Source organism: Flavonifractor sp. AGMB03687, assembly GCF_017811815.1.
Taxonomy (GTDB): domain Bacteria; phylum Bacillota; class Clostridia; order Oscillospirales; family Oscillospiraceae; genus Flavonifractor.
On sequence record NZ_JADKZI010000002.1, the window covers coordinates 242,561 to 260,543 of the forward strand.

Annotated in this window: 20 protein-coding genes; 18 read left to right on the forward strand and 2 right to left on the reverse strand. The window is 61.4% G+C overall.

Annotated elements, in window-relative coordinates:
- Window positions 1-9: 9 nt before the first annotated feature.
- From J9789_RS04620 to J9789_RS04670, 11 genes are all read left to right on the forward strand, one after another.
- Entirely contained in the window at window positions 10-699 is a 690-nt protein-coding gene (locus tag J9789_RS04620; RefSeq protein ID WP_209342864.1) for a response regulator transcription factor, read from the forward strand.
- Between the two features lie 82 nt (window positions 700-781).
- Window positions 782-1,702: an ABC transporter ATP-binding protein gene (locus J9789_RS04625; protein ID WP_209342866.1), complete on the forward strand. Its 921-nt coding sequence runs from the start codon at window positions 782-784 to the stop codon at window positions 1,700-1,702.
- Complete coding sequence (locus J9789_RS04630; RefSeq protein ID WP_209342868.1) at window positions 1,695-2,450, forward strand: ABC transporter permease; 756 nt, start codon at window positions 1,695-1,697, stop codon at window positions 2,448-2,450. The genes J9789_RS04625 and J9789_RS04630 overlap by 8 nt, the downstream gene beginning before the upstream one ends.
- Before the next feature lie 23 nt (window positions 2,451-2,473).
- The gene (locus J9789_RS04635) at window positions 2,474-3,217 is read left to right on the forward strand and encodes a hypothetical protein (RefSeq protein WP_209342870.1); all 744 of its coding nucleotides are present in this window, start codon (window positions 2,474-2,476) and stop codon (window positions 3,215-3,217) included.
- 64 nt (window positions 3,218-3,281) lie between these two features.
- Window positions 3,282-4,184, forward strand: a complete 903-nt coding sequence (locus J9789_RS04640) for a HAMP domain-containing sensor histidine kinase (RefSeq protein WP_245185071.1) — start codon at window positions 3,282-3,284, stop codon at window positions 4,182-4,184.
- Window positions 4,185-4,395: 211 nt separating this feature from the next.
- Entirely contained in the window at window positions 4,396-5,253 is an 858-nt protein-coding gene (locus tag J9789_RS04645; protein WP_209342871.1) for a sulfide/dihydroorotate dehydrogenase-like FAD/NAD-binding protein, read from the forward strand.
- A gap of 14 nt (window positions 5,254-5,267) precedes the next feature.
- Window positions 5,268-6,665 carry an NADPH-dependent glutamate synthase gene (gene gltA / locus J9789_RS04650; RefSeq protein WP_209342873.1) on the forward strand — a complete coding sequence of 466 codons (1,398 nt, stop codon included), beginning with the start codon at window positions 5,268-5,270 and terminating at the stop codon, window positions 6,663-6,665.
- A gap of 154 nt (window positions 6,666-6,819) precedes the next feature.
- A complete protein-coding gene (locus J9789_RS04655) occupies window positions 6,820-8,157 on the forward strand; it encodes an MATE family efflux transporter (RefSeq protein ID WP_209342875.1) in 1,338 nt (445 codons plus the stop codon).
- 129 nt (window positions 8,158-8,286) lie between these two features.
- On the forward strand, window positions 8,287-9,132 hold the full coding sequence (locus J9789_RS04660; RefSeq protein WP_209342880.1) for a transketolase: 846 nt from the start codon (window positions 8,287-8,289) through the stop codon (window positions 9,130-9,132).
- Between the two features lie 3 nt (window positions 9,133-9,135).
- Window positions 9,136-10,083, forward strand: coding sequence for a transketolase family protein (locus tag J9789_RS04665; protein WP_209342882.1), 948 nt, complete (start codon window positions 9,136-9,138; stop codon window positions 10,081-10,083).
- Window positions 10,080-10,907 (forward strand): Cof-type HAD-IIB family hydrolase, encoded by an 828-nt coding sequence (locus J9789_RS04670; RefSeq protein WP_209342884.1) that lies wholly within the window; start codon window positions 10,080-10,082, stop codon window positions 10,905-10,907. Before J9789_RS04665 ends, J9789_RS04670 begins: the two co-directional genes overlap by 4 nt.
- Before the next feature lie 35 nt (window positions 10,908-10,942).
- Here the strand turns inward: J9789_RS04670 and J9789_RS04675 are convergent, their stop codons facing one another.
- Window positions 10,943-12,274, reverse strand: coding sequence for an MATE family efflux transporter (locus tag J9789_RS04675; protein ID WP_348633629.1), 1,332 nt, complete (start codon window positions 12,272-12,274; stop codon window positions 10,943-10,945).
- A gap of 75 nt (window positions 12,275-12,349) precedes the next feature.
- Here J9789_RS04675 and J9789_RS04680 point away from each other — a divergent pair, with 75 nt between their 5' ends.
- The 7 genes from J9789_RS04680 to rbr all read left to right on the forward strand — a co-directional run bounded on the left by J9789_RS04680 (window position 12,350) and on the right by rbr (window position 17,400).
- Complete coding sequence (locus tag J9789_RS04680; protein WP_209342896.1) at window positions 12,350-13,159, forward strand: MerR family transcriptional regulator; 810 nt, start codon at window positions 12,350-12,352, stop codon at window positions 13,157-13,159.
- 45 nt (window positions 13,160-13,204) lie between these two features.
- On the forward strand, window positions 13,205-13,900 hold the full coding sequence (gene sigK / locus J9789_RS04685) for an RNA polymerase sporulation sigma factor SigK (RefSeq protein ID WP_209342902.1): 696 nt from the start codon (window positions 13,205-13,207) through the stop codon (window positions 13,898-13,900).
- A gap of 111 nt (window positions 13,901-14,011) precedes the next feature.
- Complete coding sequence (locus J9789_RS04690; protein ID WP_209342905.1) at window positions 14,012-14,593, forward strand: RNA polymerase sigma factor; 582 nt, start codon at window positions 14,012-14,014, stop codon at window positions 14,591-14,593.
- Window positions 14,590-15,828, forward strand: coding sequence for a PepSY domain-containing protein (locus J9789_RS04695; RefSeq protein ID WP_209342914.1), 1,239 nt, complete (start codon window positions 14,590-14,592; stop codon window positions 15,826-15,828). Before J9789_RS04690 ends, J9789_RS04695 begins: the two co-directional genes overlap by 4 nt.
- A gap of 152 nt (window positions 15,829-15,980) precedes the next feature.
- On the forward strand, window positions 15,981-16,364 hold the full coding sequence (locus J9789_RS04700) for a transcriptional repressor (protein WP_209342917.1): 384 nt from the start codon (window positions 15,981-15,983) through the stop codon (window positions 16,362-16,364).
- Between the two features lie 73 nt (window positions 16,365-16,437).
- Entirely contained in the window at window positions 16,438-16,824 is a 387-nt protein-coding gene (locus J9789_RS04705) for a desulfoferrodoxin family protein (RefSeq protein ID WP_209342918.1), read from the forward strand.
- Between the two features lie 42 nt (window positions 16,825-16,866).
- Window positions 16,867-17,400: a rubrerythrin gene (gene rbr / locus J9789_RS04710; RefSeq protein WP_087187094.1), complete on the forward strand. Its 534-nt coding sequence runs from the start codon at window positions 16,867-16,869 to the stop codon at window positions 17,398-17,400.
- A gap of 47 nt (window positions 17,401-17,447) precedes the next feature.
- On the opposite strand, the gene J9789_RS04715 is transcribed toward rbr, so the two are convergent.
- The gene (locus J9789_RS04715) at window positions 17,448-17,951 is read right to left on the reverse strand and encodes a GNAT family N-acetyltransferase (protein ID WP_209342920.1); all 504 of its coding nucleotides are present in this window, start codon (window positions 17,949-17,951) and stop codon (window positions 17,448-17,450) included.
- Window positions 17,952-17,983 lie beyond the last annotated feature (32 nt).

Consider the following 17,983-nt stretch of genomic DNA (forward strand, 5'->3'; position numbering starts at 1 on the left):
GAATCATATATGGATACCTGTCACATCCTGGTGGTGGAAGACGACCAGGACATCAACAACCTGCTGTGCAAGATCTTGACCGGGGCGGGCTACGACTGCCGCCCCGCCTACTCGGGCAGTGAGGCCGCCCTGTGGGCGGAGCAGTACGACTATGACCTGGTGCTGCTGGACCTGATGCTCCCCGGCCTCACCGGGGAGGAGTTCATTGCCAAGCTCCGCCAGCGCAAGACCATGCCCATTATCGTCCTCTCTGCCAAGGCAGGGCTGGAGGACCGGGTCAACGTGCTCAAGCTGGGAGCGGACGACTTCATCCCCAAGCCCTTTGATAATATGGAGGTGCTGGCCCGGGTGGAGGCCCAGCTGCGCCGGTACAAGCAGTTCGACCGGGGGACCGGCGGCGCGGTGCTCACCCACGGGGACCTGACTCTGGACAAGGAGGGGGTAACGGTGACTGCCGGCGGCAAGCCGGTAGCCGTCACCGCCCGGGAGTTCCGCATCCTGGCCCTGCTGATGGAGCACCCCAAGAAGGTGTTCACCCGGGAGAAGCTCTACCAGCAGGTGTGGGGCGGGGAATATATGGGGGACGACAACACGGTGAACGTCCACATCTCCAACCTGCGCTCCAAGCTGGCCAAGGCCAGCCCCACCGAGTACATCAAGACGGTGTGGGGCATCGGCTTCAAGCTGAGTGATCTTTAAACATTCTTCACCTTTGCTTAAAGACGGATTATTGACTTGCCTGTATACTGGCATCACAAACCAAGAGAAAGGCTGATGCCCAATGACAGATACCGTATTGGCCACCAAAGGCCTGACCAAACGATACGGCTCCCACCTGGCGGTAGACCGGGCGGAGCTGCAAGTGGAGAAGGGCCAGATCTACGGCCTGGTGGGCCGCAACGGCGCAGGCAAGACCACCATTATCCGCATGATCACCGGACAGACCACGCCCACGGCGGGGGAGATCTCCCTCTTCGGGGCCACGGGAAAGGACCTGCTGAAGCTGCGGGCCCGGACCGGCGTCATGGTGGAGACCCCCAGCTTCTATCCCTACCTCACCGCCCGGCAGAACCTGGAGTACTACCGCATTCAGCGGGGCATCCCCGGCAAGGGGACCGTGGACCAGGTGCTGGAGGAGACCGACCTGGCGGACACCGGGAAGAAGGTCTTTAAGAACTTCTCTCTGGGCATGAAGCAGCGGCTGGGTCTGGCCTTGGCCCTGATGAACCGGCCCGACTTCCTGCTGCTGGACGAGCCCATCAACGGCCTGGACCCGGAGGGCATCGTGGAGTTCCGTAACCTGCTGCTCAAGCTCAATCAGGAGCGGCAGACCACCATCCTCATCTCCAGCCACATCCTGCCCGAGCTGGCCAATCTGGCTACCTGCTACGGCTTCATCGACAAGGGCGTCATGCTGGAGCAGATCTCCGCCCGGGACCTTCAGGAGAAGTGCCGGGCCTGCATCGAGGTCCAGGTGGAGGACGCCGCTTCTGCCGCCCTGGTGCTGGAGCAGAAGCTGGGCACCCGGGACTACGAGGTGCTGCCCGGCAATATCCTGCGGCTGTACAGCTTCCTGGATCAGCCCCAGACGGTGTCCCGTGTGCTGGTGGAGGGGGGCGCGGCCCTGCTCTCCATCGAGAGCCGGGGAGCCAACCTGGAGGACTACTTCCTGTCCATGATCGGAGGTGTCCGCCATGCGTAACTATCTGGCTGCTGAATGCTATAAGGTTTTTCACAGAAAGTATTTTTACCTGGCCATGCTGGTGGTGCTGGCCCTGGAGGGGCTCATTGTGTGGGGCTGCTGGTTTACCTGGTCCAACGGCAATACCACTATGGATTTCTACTCCGCTGCCGTTACCATGGTCATGCTGATGAGTATCGGCCTGTATGCCACCATTATCACCGGCGATATGGTGTTTTCCGAGCAGTACAAGTACAACACCATGAAAAATGAGGTGGCCTACGGGGTGCCCCGATGGCGCATCTACCTGGGCAAGCTGGCGGTGGCCACCCTGGTGGCTCTGGTGGCTGCCGTGGTGATGGCGGTGTTTTACATCGGCGGCTGCTGGCTGCTGCTGCCTCACAGCGAGAGCGATGGGGAGGCTCTGAATGCCATCGGCTACACCCTGGCCGGGTCTCTGCCCCTGTGGCTGGGTGCCCAGGGTCTGGTGCTGGCCTGCTACTTCCTGGTGCGCAACACCACGCTGGCCGCCTTTGTGGCGGTGGCCCTGCTGGGTGTGCTGCCGCCCGTCCTTCAGCTGTGCGGCCTGCTCATCAATCCCGTCTTTGAGACCATCCGGCAGTTCATGCCCGCCGTGATGCTGGAGTCTCTGCGCAATTACGCCTTCCAGTGGGATTATGTGGGCCAGTGCTGGATCGTGGGTCTGGTGCTGCTGGTGGGCTCCACCGCGGTAGGCATGATCGTGTTCCAGAAAAAAGAGATCCGCTGAGGGCGGAGCCGGGAGGGAAGACCGTGCTCAATTATATCAAGGCCGAGCTGTGGAAGGCCTTCCGGCACAAGGGGACCTATGTGTTGGTCCTCACTCTGGTGATCCTCACCGGCCTATTCACGGCAATGATGCTGCCGGCAACGACTTTTTACCAGATGGCTTCTGCCGCGACCACCACTATGCTGCTGGGCCTGCTGGTGGCTCCGCTGCTCACCCAACTGGTGGACGGCGGGTCCCTGAGTACCCTGAAGAACGAGGTCTCCTTCGGCGTGGACCGGAGGCGGATCTACCTGGGCAAGCTGATGGCCGGCCTGCTGCTGGGGCTTGGGCTGAGTCTGCTCCTGTTGGGGGGTTATCTGCTGACGGGCTGGCTGGTGCTGCCACACAGTCCGGAGGAGGACCTGACTGCCATGGGTGTGGTGGGCTTCACCGTGCTGGGAGCCATCCCCATCTGGTGTGGGGTGTACAGCCTGTGCCATATGATGGCCATGCTCATCCCCAGTACGGCAGGGTGGCTGTCCATCTACTATGTGTTCACCTTTTTTGGCCAGCCCATTCTGGTGTCCCTCATCGCCACCTTCACCAACGGCGGGATGAGCAGCTTGCTTCAGGCCATCCTGATGCCCTTTTCGCTGCTCATGCCCAACTACCTATCAGGCTGGATCACCTGGGAGTATCAGGTGTGGTGCTGGGCCATCGGCTTGGGATGGCTGGTGGGCACCACGGCGTTGGGCCTGTTCTGCTTGGAGAAAAGGGAAATCAAATAAGAAGAAACCAACGGGCGTGCCGCCACCGCGGCACGCCCGCTTGAGCTGGAAAGGAGAGGGGACCATGGCGATCATCCTGTTATGCATCCTGCTGGCGGTGGTCTGCGCCGGCCTGAGCCTGTGGGTGTGGACCCAGCACCGGGCCCTAAAGGGGGCGGCGGAGCAGCTGGAGGAGTTGGTCCGGGGGGACAGTACCACCCGTCTGCGGATGGTGGTGCCCAACCGGGCGGCGGAGGAGCTGCTGGAGCAGGTCAACCGCCTGCTGGAGCAGCGGCGGGAGGACCAGTCCCTCTGGCTGGAGCGGGAGCGCTCCCTCCGCCAGCAGATCGCCAACGTGTCCCACGATCTGCGTACCCCTCTGACCTCCATTCTGGGCTACCTCCAGCTGATGGAGGGGGAGAACCTGCCGGAGGAGGAGCGGCGGGAGTATCTGGCGGTGGTGGAGAGCCGGGCCAAGGCATTGCAGAGCCTCATCGCCGGCTTTTATGACCTGTCCCGACTGGAGGGGGGCGAATATCCCCTGGAGCGGGAGCCGGTGAATCTCTACACCAGCCTGTCTGGCCTGCTGGCCGCCTTCTACAACGACTTCACCGACCGGGGCTTTGACATGACGGTGGAGCTGGAGGAGAACCTGCCCCCGGTGCTGGCCGACAGCGGCGGGGTGCTGCGGGTGTTCACCAACCTGATCCGCAACGCCTTGGACCACGGCAAGGGACGCATGACCATCAAACTCTACCGGGAGGGGGAGCAGGTGGTGACCCTCTTCGCCAACGAGACCGACGAGCTGACCGAGGAGGACCTGCCCCGGGTGTTCGATCGGTTCTTTACCTCGGATAAAATGCGCACCGGCCGCAACACCGGTCTGGGCCTTGCTATCGTCCGGACCCTGACCCAGCAGATGGGCTGCGGGGTGACTGCGACCCTGGAGGACGGCATGTTTGCCATCCGGGTGACCTGGCCTCTGTAAGGGGTGGGTTTGTTTGTCATAACCTCCAAAGCCTGTGATTGCCGCTTGACAAAGTAAGGGAAAGCTGATATCGTTTATCCGTATGACTGGAAAGCCGCAAACCGTTGGGGCTGTAGGATTTTAAACTGGTCAGTCAGAAATGGAATGGCTGGAAGCGGCGTCCCAGGAAGGGCCGCACTACAGACCGCAGAGAAGAAGAGGTTGAATCAACATGGTAAAGATCGTACGGAAAAAGGTGCTCAACCCCAGCGTCACCCTGCTGGAGGTAGAGGCCCCTCTCATTGCCAAGAAGGCCCGGGCCGGGCAGTTCATCATCCTGCGCCTGGATGAGCAGGGTGAGCGTATCCCCCTGACCATCGCCGACTATGACCGGGAGAAGGGCACCATTACTATTATCTTCCAGAAGGCGGGCCTGACCACCGAGCTGCTGGCCGACCTGAACGAGGGCGACCACATTCAGGACTTCGTGGGCCCCCTGGGCCTGCCCACCGAGCTGCCCGAGGGCGCCAAGCGCGTGTGCGTGGTTGGCGGCGGCGTGGGCTGCGCCATCGCCTATCCCCAGGCCAAGACCTGCCACGGCGAGGGCCTGGAGGTGGACGTCATCGCCGGCTTCCGCTCCAAGGACATCGTGATCCTGGAGGACGAGTTCAAGGCGGTGAGCGACCACTGCTATATCATGACCGACGACGGTTCCTACGGCGAGCAGGGCTTCGTCACCGTGAAGCTGAAGGAGCTCATCGATTCCGGCGTCCACTATGACGCCGTCATCGCCATCGGCCCCATCCCCATGATGAAGTTCGTGTCCAAGACCACCGAGCCCTATGGCATCAAGACCATCGTGTCCCTGAACCCCATCATGATCGACGGCACCGGCATGTGCGGCGGCTGCCGCGTCACCGTGGGCGGCAAGATGAAGTTTGCCTGCGTGGACGGCCCCGACTTTGACGGCCACGAGGTGGACTTTGATGAGCTGATGAACCGCAACGCTGTGTACCGTGCCCAGGAGGCGGAGGAGAAAGAGCGCCACGCCTGCCGTATGGACCAGCTTGCCAAGGAAATGATCCAGTAAGGAGGACTGAAAGCATGCCGAATATGAGTCTGAAGAAGGTCCCCATGCCGGAGCAGGACCCCAATGTACGCAACCACAACTTCCAGGAGGTTTCCCTGGGTTACACCGCCGAGATGGCCATGGAGGAGGCTACCCGCTGCCTCAACTGTAAGCATAAGCCCTGCGTGGGCGGCTGTCCGGTGAACATCCGCATCCCCGAGTTTATCGCCAAGGTGGCCGAGGGCGACTTCAAGGCTGCCTATGAGATCATCTCCGACACCAACGCCCTGCCCAGCGTCAGCGGCCGCGTGTGCCCCCAGGAGAGCCAGTGCGAGGCCCGCTGTGTCCGTGCCATCAAGGGCGAGCCTGTGGCCATCGGCCGTCTGGAGCGCTTTGTGGCCGACTGGTACCGTGAGAACATCAACGCCATGCCTGAGAAGCCCCAGACCAACGGCATCAAGGTGGCGGTGGTGGGCTCCGGCCCTGCCAGCCTGACCTGCGCCAGCGACCTGGCCAAGCACGGCTATGAGGTCACTATTTTCGAAGCCTTCCATACCGCCGGCGGCGTGCTGGTGTACGGCATCCCCGAGTTCCGTCTGCCCAAGTCCATCGTGCAGAACGAGGTCGACAAGCTGACCGCTCTGGGCGTGGACCTGGAGACCGACATGGTCATCGGCAAGACCTTCGACATCGACGAGATGTTCGAGGAGGGCTACGAGGCCGTATTCATCGGCTCCGGTGCCGGTCTGCCCATGTTCATGGGCATCGAGGGCGAGACCCTTGCGGGCGTGTACTCCGCCAACGAGTACCTGACCCGTATCAACCTGATGAAGGCCTACCGGGAGGGCTATGACACCCCCCTGAAGATCTCCGGCTCCGCTGCCATCATCGGCGGCGGCAACGTGGCCATGGACGCCGCCCGCTGCGCCAAGCGCATGGGTGCCAAGCACGTGTATGTCCTCTATCGCCGTGACGAGGAGGAGATGCCCGCCCGTAAGGAGGAGGTCCACCACGCCAAGGAGGAGGGCATTGAGTTCATGCTCCTCACCAACCCCGTGCGGGTGCTGGACGACGGCACCGGCAAGGTGGGTGGCCTGGAGTGCGTGAAGATGCGCCTGACCGCTCCTGACGAGAGCGGCCGCCGTGCCCCCAAGGTGGTGGAGGGCTCCAACTTCAACCTGGAAGTGGACACCGTGGTCATGAGCCTGGGCACCAGCCCCAACCCCCTGATCCGTTCCACCACTCCCGGCCTGGAGACCAACAAGAAGGGCTGCCTGCAGGTGGACGAGGAGACCATGGCTACCAGCCGCGAGGGCGTATACGCCGGCGGCGACGCCGTTACCGGTGCTGCCACCGTTATCCTGGCCATGGGCGCCGGCAAGAAGGCTGCCGCCTCCATGCATGAGTACCTGACCAAAAAGCACAGCAAGTAAGGTTTTTAGGGACCTGCCGCACAGCGGCAGGTCCCTTTTTATGTGCAAAATAGTTACCAAAAGGGAAGCTGCTGTGCAAAAGGTGGGGGTTGCGGGCCGGGCAGGGGAGAGGTACACTATACTCTGTATAAGACAGAGAAAAGGAGAGAGTGGAATGCCCGCCCTTCAAAACGACCTGACCCAGGGCAGCGTCAGCCGGAAGCTGATCCGGTACGCCATGCCTCTGGTGGCCTCCAGCTTGCTGCAGGCCATTTACAGCATTACGGACATCATCATCGCCGGTCACTTTATCGGTGATACCGGCATCTCGGCCATCAACACCTCCAGCGTCATCATGAATATGCTCACCCAGTTGGCCATTGGCCTGACGGTAGGCGGCAACATCCTGGTGGGCCGCTACTTTGGCAGCGGTGCGGAGGAGGAGCGGAAGAAGGCGGCGGGCAACACCCTGACGGTGGGCGTCATTGCCGGTATCCTGTTCACCGCCCTGGTCCTGCTGCTGGCCCGGCCCTTCCTGGTGCTGCTGAAGGCCCCGGCCATGGAGGAATCGGTGGCCTATCTGGGGATCTGCGGCATCGGTCTGCTCTTTATCTTCGGCTATAACGCATTGTCGGCTATCCTGCGGGGCGTGGGCAACTCCCGCATCCCCCTGTACTGCATCATCGCGTCGGTGAGCCTGAACGTGATCCTGGACATCCTCTTCGTAGCGGTGTGGCGGATGGGCGTGGCGGGTGCCGCCCTGGCCACCATCATCGGACAGGCGGTGTCCTTTGCCACCGCCCTGGTGTTCAGCCTGCTCCACCGGGAGAGCCTGGGCCTGCAGCTGCGCTACCTGAAGCCGGAACGCCAGGTGGTCAGTGCCACCCTGAAGCTGGGCCTGCCGGTGGCTCTCCAGTGGACCATCGCCAGCATCTCCTGGCTGGTGGTGCTCACTCTGGTGAACAAGTATGGTGTTGTGGTGTCCGCCGCCAACGGCGCCTCCAACAAGATCCGTGATTTTTGTCAGCTCTTCCTGTCCGCCCTCACCACCGGCGCTGGTACCATGTGCGCTCAGTGCCTGGGCGCCAAGCTGTATGACCGGGCCGAGCAGGTGATGAAGACCTGCATGAAGCTGTCCCTGGGCATGGCGGCCGTCATCATCCTGCTGGCCGAGCTGCTGGCTCCCTGGCTGGTGATGATCTTCACCCCCGATCCGGAGGTGCAGCACTGGGCGGTCATCAACCTGCGCATTGAGATCATCTGCCAGCTGTTCTACGCCGGTATGTTCACCTACAACACCCTGGCCACCGGCTCGGGCCACACGGTGTTCATCATGTGGAACTCCTTCCTTAACTGCATCGTGGTGCGGCTGGTGCTGGCGGTGGTGCTGGAGCACTTCATCGGCATCTACGGCGTCTACCTGGCCTGCGGCATTGCCGTGTCCAGCTCGGTGCCGGTGGGCTGGTGGTTCTACCGCTCCAAGCGCTGGATGAAGCCCAAGCATGTTCAGTAAGACAAAAAACGCGGGTGGAAAACCCGCGTTTTTTTGTAAGCCGATGGTTGAAACGTGCAGTTTTCTAAGGTATACTAAGAGTCAGAGAATATTGGCCCTCCGGGCCCACAGAATGGAAAGGTGAATCGAATGGAACAGTCAAAGGTCCACGCACTGGCTGTCACAGCCGCTCGTGCCCGCCTGCTGGCGATAGACATGGTCCACGATGCGGCTTCCGGCCACATCGGCGGCTCCCTGTCCTCCATGGACATCATTACCACCCTGTACGGTCATGTGATGCGGGTAAACCCCGCCAATCCCCAGGACCCTGACCGGGACCGCTTCGTGCTGTCCAAGGGACACTGTACCCCCGCGCTCTACCCCAATCTGGCTTTGAAGGGCTATTTCCCTGTGGAGGACCTGAAGCTCTTCCGCTCCATCAAGGGCGAGATGTCCGGCCACGCTGAGATGCGCCACGTCAAGGGCGTGGACATGTCCACCGGCTCCCTGGGCCAGGGCATCTCCGCCGCCGTGGGCATGGCCCTGGCGGGCAAGGCCGACCAGAAGGACTACCGCGTGTACGTCCTGCTGGGCGACGGCGAGATCGAAGAGGGCCAGGTGTGGGAGGCCGCTATGGCTGCCGCCAAGTACCACCTGGATAACCTGTGCGCCATTGTGGACGTCAACGGCCTCCAGATCGACGGCGCCACCGCCGACGTTATGCCCTCCGAGCCCCTGGACAAGAAGTTTGAGGCCTTCAACTGGAATGTGATCCACGTGGATGGCCACGACTTTGAGGCTCTGGATCAGGCCTTCCAGGCGGCCGCCGCCTGCAAGGACAAGCCCACCGTGCTGCTGGCCAAGACCGTCAAGGGCAAGGGCGTCTCCTTCATGGAGGGCGACTACGGCTGGCACGGCAAGGCCCCCAACGATGAGCAGTATGAAAAGGCCCATGCGGAGCTGGCCGCGATGCTGGCGGAACTGGAGGGAAAGTAAGCCATGAGTGAGAAGATCGCCACCCGCGTGGCATACGGAAAGGCCCTGGCCGAGCTGGGCGAGCAGTATCCCGACCTGGTTGTGCTGGACGCCGACCTGTCCGGCTCCACCCAGAGCGCGTTTTTTGCCAAGGCCTTCCCTGAGCGCTTTTACAATATGGGCATTGCCGAGGCCAACATGACCGGCGTGGCCGCCGGTCTGGCCACCTGCGGCAAGAAGCCCTTCACCAATACCTTTGCTATGTTCGCCACCGGCCGTGCCTATGAGCAGGTGCGCAACTCCGTGGCTTATCCCCGTCTCAACGTGAAGATCGTGGGTTCCCACGGCGGCCTGTCCGTGGGTGAGGACGGCGCCACCCACCAGTGCATCGAGGACTACGCCCTCATGCGCACCATCCCCAACATGATGGTGGTTTCTCCCTGCGACGGCCCCGAGATGCGTCTGGCGGTGAAGGCTCTGCTGGAGTATGACGGCCCCGCCTACATGCGTCTGGGCCGCCTGGCTGTGGACAGCATCACCGACGAGGTGCCCGGCTACACCTTCCAACTGGGCAAGGGCTCCCTGCTGCGGGATGGTACCGACGTCACCGTCATCGCCACCGGCATGATGGTCCAGATGGCCTACGCCGCCGCCCAGAAGCTGGCGGAGGAGGGCATCTCCGTCCGTGTTATTGACATGCACACCATCAAGCCCCTGGACGGCGAGATCGTGCTGAAGGCCGCCCTGGAGACCCGCTGCATCGTCACCTCCGAGGAGCACAGCGTCATCAACGGCCTGGGCTCCGCTGTGGCTGAGTTTGTGGCTGAGCACTGCCCCGTGCCCGTGGTGCGCCACGGCGTCAATGACGAGTTCGGCCGTTCCGGCGCTGCCAAGGCGGTGCTGGAGGCCTACGGCCTCACCACCGAGGGCATCATCGAGAAGGTGCGCCAGGCGCTGAAGCTGAAGAAATGAGTGATATCCGTCTGATCTGTCTGGACATGGACGGCACCCTGCTGGACGACGACCATGTCACCGTACCGACCCGCAATGTGACCGCCCTGCGGGCGGCGTCGGAGCGGGGTGCGGCGGTGGCCATCGCCAGCGGCCGGGCCTGGTCCCTTCTCCAGGGGGTACACGCCCAGATCGGAGTTACCCGGTATGCCGTGCTCTCCAACGGTGCGGCGGTGCTGGACGTGGCCACGGGGGAGTGGATCTACCGCCGCCCCATGGACCCGGCTGCCCGCCGTACCATCCTCACTCTGCTGCTGGACTGGGGCCTGCCCTTTGAGGTCTACTGTGAGGGGGAGAACTATATCCAGCTTGACCGGACCGAGCAGGTAGTGGGCAGCGCCCTGTCCCCGGAGTTTGCCCAGGTGCTGCGGACCTGCTCCCACTTCCCGGAGGACCTGAACGCCGCACTGGAGGGGAAGGACGTGGAGAAGATCCACATCTTCCATGTGCCTCCCGAGCGTCGGCAGGAGCTGCTGGACGCGGTGGAGGCCTGCGGCCCTCTGGCGGTGACCACCTCTTTCGGGGAGAACATGGAGCTCACCGCTCCCGGCGTCAACAAGGGTTCAGCGGTGCAGGCTCTGTGCGCCAAGCTGGGTCTGGCTCCCGAGCAGGTCATGGCCTTCGGCGACGCGGGCAACGACCTGGAGCTGCTGCGCTGGGCGGGCTGGTCCTTCGCCATGGGTAACGCCAGCGACGAGGCCAAGGCCGCCGCACGCTACCTGACTGGAACCAACCGGGAGGGCGGCGTAGGCATGGCGGTGGAACAATATCTGCTGAACGCATAATTAAACGGCGCATGACCTTTGTCATGCGCCGTTTTTTAAACCTCTGCGGGCTGTTCCTGCTTGCCCCGCCGCAGCTTCTGGAAGTACCGCAGCAGGAAAAACAGGGTGATGACCAGACAGATGCCCTCGGAGACCAGGGGAGAGAGCCAGATGCCCACATCTCCCAGCACCACGGACAGCACCATCAGACAGCCGGAGATGAGCACCAGGCCCCGGCCAAAGGAGATGGTGAGGGCGGGGAAGGGGTGCTCCATGGCAGTGAAGAAGCCGGAGATCACCACATTGAAGCCCATCAGCAGGAAGCAGGTGGAGTAGAGCCGCAGGGCGGTAACGGTGTAAGCGAAGAGAGGGTCGCCGGCTTCCAGGAACAGCCCCACGATGGGCCCGGCAAACAGCTGGCACACCGCGAAGAAGAACACACCGGCCGCCGCCACCAGCTTGACGCCGTAGGACAGGAACTTGTGGCACAGGTGCCGCTCGCCCGCCCCCAGATGGAAGCTGGACAGAGGCTGGATGCCGTGGGCCGTGCCGATCATGGTCATGAGCACCAGAGTGTTGACATAACTGATGATGGTGTAGGAGGTAAGGGCGTCGTTGCCCACCACCTGGAGAATGGTGTGGTTAAACAGGAAAATAACCAGACCGTTGGAGAACTCGCTGAGGCCGTCGGAGGTGCCCAGGGGGATGATCCGCCGGTAGGCGCCAAAGTCCGGCTTGAACTTCCCGAAACGCAGGGGAGCGGGATGGCGAATGAAGTAGATCACAAAGACCACCGTGGAGGTGACCTGGGCCAGGCCGGTGGCCAGGGCCGCGCCCCACACGCCCCAGTGGAAGTGCATGACGAACACATAGTCCAGCACCACGTTCATGATGGCGCAGGAGAGCACGCCAATGGTGCTGACATGGGGTGCGCCGTCCGCCTTTACCTGGACCTCCAAGTTGTAGGACACGGTGAAGAAGACGGAGAAGCAGGCGATGATGGCTACGTACTCTTTCACCAGGGGCAGCAGGTCCCCGGTGGCTCCCAGGAAAATGGCCACCCGGTCCAGATTCAGGAGCACCGCCGCTGTCAGCGCCAGGGAGAGGACGATGACCACCGCCAGATTCTGATTGAAGTAGTTGCGGGCCCGGTCCTCATCCCCCTGTCCCAGAGCCAGGGAGAGGACGGTGGAGGTACCGGTGGCCAGCAGGATGCCGATGGTGAAGATGAGGGACACGAAGGGCATGGACAGATTGACCGCCCCCAGGGCGTGGCTGCCCACGCCGTGTGCCACGAAGATGCCGTCCACCATGGTGTACAGGGAGAAGATCCACATGGAGACGATGGACGGAATGGTGAATTTGAAAAATTTCGAGACCAGATTCACGGGTAAAACCTCCTCTTGTTGGGAATATGATAAACCCTCGTACCATCCGAGAGTCAAGAGCGGGAGGCAAAAAAGTTGAAAGAGTTTTATCAGATCCATGAATTGGCCAAATTGTTTGACTTATGTCCGGATACCCTGCGGTATTATGAGGAAAAGGGCCTCCTTCACCCGGTGCGGGGGGAGAATCGGTACCGGCTGTACGGCATCCAGGATGTGTGTACCCTGAATATCATCCGTGCCCTACGGGAGCTGGACCTGCCCACCAAAGAGATCGGAGCCTATCTGGAGCGCCGGTCGGTGGGGGAGACTCTGGAGCTGCTGGCCCGGGAGGAGGAGCTGCTGAAGCGCCGGATGGCCGAGCTGGAGGCCGCCCGCAAGGAGGCGGAGGACCGCCGCCGGCGGCTGGGGCAGTACCGGGAGGTGGAGGCCGGACAGGTGGAGCTGATCCAGGAGCCGGAGCGGCCCTATGTATTTCTGGAAAAGGACTTTATTCTGGAGAAAGAGGTGGACTTCCAGCTCAAGCGGCTGGAGCAGCGCCACCAGGACTACATCCAGGTCATCGGCAGCCAGTGCATGGGGGCCCAGGTGGATGAGGAGAGCCTGAAAAAGGGCATCTTCAACCACTTCTCCCGGGTGTTTTTCCTGACCAGTCCCGGCCTGCCCTACGACGATGTGCTGCCCGGAGGTGAGTATGCCCGGCTGTACTACCGGGGGGAGTATGACCGGATGGAGGAGCATATGGGCACGCTGCTGGCCGGTATTCGGGCGGCAGGACGTGTACCGGAGGGAGCGCCTCTGGAACTCTACCGCATCGACGCCCACGATACCAACCGTTCCGAGGAGTATGTCACGGAGCTGCAGGTGAAGGTGGTCCCCGCCGTATAGGGACAAACATTGTCGGAATACAGTGGGACCATGGAGGTGTGACAAATGATTCCTGCATGGATCCTGCTGCTGCTCAACCAGTTTTTCTTTACGCTGCGCCTGTCCGGCGGGGGAAACGGCTCATTTCCCAGGCCCCTGAAGGCGGAGGAGGAGCGGCAATGCCTGGAGCTGGCCGCCCAGGGCGACCTGGAGGCCCGCAACAAGCTGATTGAGCACAACCTGCGCCTGGTGGCACATATCGTTAAAAAGTACTATACCCCCAACGGAGACCAGGACGATTTGATTTCCATCGGCACCATTGGACTGATCAAGGGGATCAGTACCTTCAAGCCGGATAAAAAGGTGCGGCTGGCCACCTATGCCTCCCGGTGCATCGAAAATGAGATTCTAATGCACTTCCGGGCCCAGCGCAAAACCCAGGGGGAGGTCTCCCTGTCTGACGCCATTGACGGCGATGGGGACGGCAACGCCCTCTCCCTGATGGATACCATCAGCGTGGATGATAATATGCTGGAGGAACTGGACGCCAGGGACGCCTGTGTCCGGGTGCGCCAGTGCGTCAAGCAGTGCCTGGACCCCCGGGAAGCCATGATCATTACCCTGCGGTATGGACTCAACGAGTGCCAGCCCCTGACCCAGCGGGAGGTGGCGGCCAAGTGCGGCATCAGCCGGTCCTACATTTCCAGAATCGAAAAAAAGGCCCTGAAAAAGCTGGAGGCCGCCATGGAGGGGCGGACATAGGGCTTTACGCTGTGCCGGGATATGAGGTATAATAACAAAAACAAAATTGCGGATGGGATGCAATAAAAGGCCGGTGCTGTGCATTACATCCATGAGGGGAGAGAGAATACGATGCTGATCCTGCTGGAGACCATGGCGGAGGAGAGCCGCCAGGCGACTGCCCCGGGCATCCTGGAACCGCTGCTGGTCCGCATGCAGGCCGGGGAACAGGAGGCTCTGGCGGAGCTCTATCATCGGGCCAGAACCGCGGTATACGGCCTTGCGCTCTCCTACCTCAAGCACACCCATGACGCGGAGGACGTGACCCAGGACACCTTTGTTCGGGTGTGGGAAAATGTCCACCAGTATCAGGCCAGGGGCACACCCCTGGCCTGGGTGCTGACCATTGCCCGCAACCTGTCTCTGATGAATCTGCGGGACCGGGGCAAGACCGAGGACATGGAGCCGGAGGCGTGGGAGCGTCTGGCCGCCGACAGCCCGCTGGTGACGGCGGAGGACCGGCAGGTGCTCCAGGCCGCCTTGGCGGGGCTGAGCGATGAGGAGCGGCAGGTAGTGACGCTCCACGCCGTCACCGGCTGGAAGCACAAGGAGATCGCGGCCCTGCTGGACCTGCCGCTGTCCACGGTGCTGTCCAAGTACCGCAGGGCCCTGCAAAAGCTGCGTGACATTCTGGAAGGAGGGGAGAAGCCGTGAACGACCGAGAACTGGAACAGAAACTCCGCCAGGCGCTGGAGCATGCCGCGCCCAATGACATCGACGCCATCCTCTCCCGCTGCGGGCCCCAGAATGACAAGATCGTGCCCATCACCGCTGCCAAGAAGCGGAAAAAACGCATCGTGCCCTGGCTGGCCGCCGCCTGCCTGGTGCTGGCCATCGGCGGAGGCACGCTGGGCGTGCGCTATCAGCAGACCAATGCGGTAGCCTCGGTGGTGTCGCTGGACGTGAACCCCAGTGTGCGGCTGGAGGTCAACCGGGCGGAGAAGGTGCTCTCCGCCACGCCGCTCAATGACGATGCAAACCAGATCCTGGACGGCATGGACCTGACCGGTACCGATCTGGATGTGGCGGTCAACGCCATCATCGGTTCTCTGCTGAAGCATGGATACGTGGACGAGTTGGCCAACTCCGTGCTGGTGTCGGTGGAGGACGATGATCTGACCCGGGGCGCCGCCCTGGAGGAAAAGCTGACCGGGGAGATCTCCCAGGTGCTGGAGTCGGCCTCCATCAACGGGGCCATCTTGTCCCAGACCTTCACCGGGGATGAAGCCTTGCAGCAGAAGGCGGAGGAGTACGGTATCTCCCTGGGTAAGGCGACGCTGATCCAGACTCTGGTGGACAGCAGCACCCACCTGACCTTTGAGTCTCTGACGGGGCTGTCCATCAACGAGCTGAATCTGCTGGCCAACTCGGAGGCTGCTACAGACCGGACGGACCAGAGCGTGGAGACCGACGGCATCCGCTCCACCGGTACCGCCAGCCAGGACGGCTACATCGGAGTGGAGACCGCCAAGCAGGCCGCCCTAAGCCACGCCGGAGTCACCCAGGACCAGCTGGATTATCTGGAGGCCGACTACGACTATGAGGATGGCCGGATGGTGTATGAGGTGGAGTTTGCCGTCGGTGGCGTGGAGTATGAGTATGACATTGACGCCGCCACAGGAGACATCCTCAAGTACGAGCGGGACGGGGAGGAGAGCTGGCAGCAGGGACAGACGTCGGCAGGAAGCTCCGGTACCAGCATCAACGGCCAGGCCGCCCGTGATATCGCGCTGGCGCACGCCGGTGTGACCCAGGATCAGGTGAGGGAACTGGAGGTAGAGCTGGACGACGGCTGCTACCAGGTGGAGTTCAAGGCGGGCCGTTACGAATATGAATATGAAATCAGCGCCGCGGATGGGTCGATTCTCACCGCGGAGCGGGACGACTGAGCCAAATGAGCGGACAGCCACACAGGCTGTCCGCTCGTTCTTTGTAAAAATGAGAAAATTTGAAAAAAGGACTTGCGCAAACGGGAAAGTTCTGCTATTATATCAATAACAGTAATAGTTACTGTTTACACTCTGCGAGAGCGAGGTGACCTATGAACGGAAAACGGTACTCCCGTCAGCGGGAACTGATTTATCAGGCGCTGATGAACACCGACCAGCATCCCACCGCTGAGATGGTGTATCAGTGGCTGAAGCCGACCAACCCCAACCTGAGTCTGGGGACAGTATACCGCAACCTGAACGTGCTGGTGGATGAGGGCGCCGCGGTGAGGATGGCCTTCCCGGTGGAACGGTATGACGCCAACGTCGAACCCCATTCCCACTTCCGCTGTGAGGTCTGCGGCGGGGTGTTTGACCTGGATCTGCCCTATGACAAGCAGTTGGATGAGCAGGCGCTGATGGCCAGCGGCCACGATATCAAGAGCCATGAACTGCTGTTTCATGGAATCTGCGTCAACTGCAAGCCTAAGCATTGAGTTTTTAACACGGATATGGTAAGTTTAATTTGCACGAAAGTGCCTATACTGATCTTAGAAAGGATGTATTGACATGGAGTTCAAGCTGTATCGCTGCGCGCACTGCGGTAATGTCGTTTTCAAGGTTGTTGACAAGGGTGTTCCCGTGATGTGCTGCGGCCAGAAGATGGAAGAGATCGTGCCCAACACCACCGACGCCGCTCAGGAGAAGCACGTGCCTGTGGTGGAGAAGACCCCTCACGGCAGCGGAAACTCCGTGACCGTCAAGGTGGGCGGCGTGGAGCATCCCATGCTGCCGGAGCACTATATCTCCCTGATCGCTGTTGTGGACGGCGACACCGTGATCATGAAGTTCCCCAAGCCCGGCGACGCTCCCGAGCTGAAGACCTTCTGCCGGAGCGACAAGGTGGAGGCCTATGAGATCTGCAATCTCCACGGCTTCTGGAAGGGCGAAGGCTGATTTCATACTTCATATATTTAAAAATTAGAAAGGATGACTGTAATGGAACTGAAGGGTAGCAAGACCGAAGCTAATCTGTGGAAAGCGTTTGCCGGAGAGAGCATGGCTCGCAATAAGTACACCTATTTTGCCAGCAAGGCCAAGAAGGAAGGCTATGAGCAGATCGCAGCCATCTTTGAGGAGACCGCCGGCAACGAGAAGGAGCACGCCAAGCTGTGGTTCAAGGAGCTGGGCGGCATCGGCGACACCATGGCCAACCTGAAGTCCGCCGCCGCTGGTGAGCACGAAGAGTGGACCGAGATGTACAAGGAGATGGCCGAGACCGCTCGCGAGGAGGGCTTTGAGAAGCTGGCCTTCCTGTTCGAGGGCGTCCTCAAGATCGAGAAGGAGCACGAGGAGCGCTACTTGACCCTCCTGAAGAACCTGGAGGAGGGCGTGGTCTTCAAGCGCGGCGACGAGTATATGTGGAAGTGCCGTAACTGCGGCCATATCCACTTCGGCAAAGAGGCTCCCCAGGTGTGCCCCGTGTGCGCTCATCCCCAGGCTTACTTCGAAATCCGCGCCGTCAATTACTAAGAATCGAAAAGAGACCGCAGGATCCGAAGATTCTGCGGTCTCTTTTTTTACGCCAGCCCGGGGCGGAGCCGGGCCATCATGTACTCATCTGCATACTTACCGTCCCGGACGGTGGTCATGCGCTTCAGACCCTCTTTTTCAAAGCCCAATTTCTCATAGAGGTGAATAGCTCGCTCGTTGTCCGCAAAGACGGTGAGCTCCACCCGCACCAGCATGAGCCAGTTGTCCGCCAGATTCAGCAGCGTCTTTAAAAGGGCGGTCCCCACACCCGCATTCTGATAGTCGGCATGGACCATCAGGGCTACATCACCCACGTGGCGCATGCGGGGATTGCCGAGGACCTGGAGGGTGGCCGCGCCGATGACCGTACCGTCCTCCAGCACCGCTACGAAGTGGTGGTCGTTAGGCCCCAGATTGGACAGGAAAGGTACACTGTCAGCGCTGCGATAGGAGGGGAGCCCCAGGGTGGTCTCAAAGACTCCGGGCATCCGGCGCAGGGCGGCGGTGCCGGCAGCGTCTCCCGGCTCGGTGGGTCGGATGGTATACTTCACAAAATCGCCTCCCAAAGAAATTTGGATTATAT

Coding starts and splice junctions, on each gene's coding strand:
- J9789_RS04620 (WP_209342864.1), top strand. CDS start 10: ATGGATACCTGTCACATCCTGGTGGTGGAAGACGACCAGGACATCAAC.
- J9789_RS04625 (WP_209342866.1), top strand. CDS start 782: ATGACAGATACCGTATTGGCCACCAAAGGCCTGACCAAACGATACGGC.
- J9789_RS04630 (WP_209342868.1), top strand. CDS start 1,695: ATGCGTAACTATCTGGCTGCTGAATGCTATAAGGTTTTTCACAGAAAG.
- J9789_RS04640 (WP_245185071.1), top strand. CDS start 3,282: ATGGCGATCATCCTGTTATGCATCCTGCTGGCGGTGGTCTGCGCCGGC.
- J9789_RS04645 (WP_209342871.1), top strand. CDS start 4,396: ATGGTAAAGATCGTACGGAAAAAGGTGCTCAACCCCAGCGTCACCCTG.
- gltA (WP_209342873.1), top strand. CDS start 5,268: ATGCCGAATATGAGTCTGAAGAAGGTCCCCATGCCGGAGCAGGACCCC.
- J9789_RS04655 (WP_209342875.1), top strand. CDS start 6,820: ATGCCCGCCCTTCAAAACGACCTGACCCAGGGCAGCGTCAGCCGGAAG.
- J9789_RS04660 (WP_209342880.1), top strand. CDS start 8,287: ATGGAACAGTCAAAGGTCCACGCACTGGCTGTCACAGCCGCTCGTGCC.
- J9789_RS04665 (WP_209342882.1), top strand. CDS start 9,136: ATGAGTGAGAAGATCGCCACCCGCGTGGCATACGGAAAGGCCCTGGCC.
- J9789_RS04670 (WP_209342884.1), top strand. CDS start 10,080: ATGAGTGATATCCGTCTGATCTGTCTGGACATGGACGGCACCCTGCTG.
- sigK (WP_209342902.1), top strand. CDS start 13,205: ATGATTCCTGCATGGATCCTGCTGCTGCTCAACCAGTTTTTCTTTACG.
- J9789_RS04690 (WP_209342905.1), top strand. CDS start 14,012: ATGCTGATCCTGCTGGAGACCATGGCGGAGGAGAGCCGCCAGGCGACT.
- J9789_RS04700 (WP_209342917.1), top strand. CDS start 15,981: ATGAACGGAAAACGGTACTCCCGTCAGCGGGAACTGATTTATCAGGCG.
- J9789_RS04705 (WP_209342918.1), top strand. CDS start 16,438: ATGGAGTTCAAGCTGTATCGCTGCGCGCACTGCGGTAATGTCGTTTTC.
- rbr (WP_087187094.1), top strand. CDS start 16,867: ATGGAACTGAAGGGTAGCAAGACCGAAGCTAATCTGTGGAAAGCGTTT.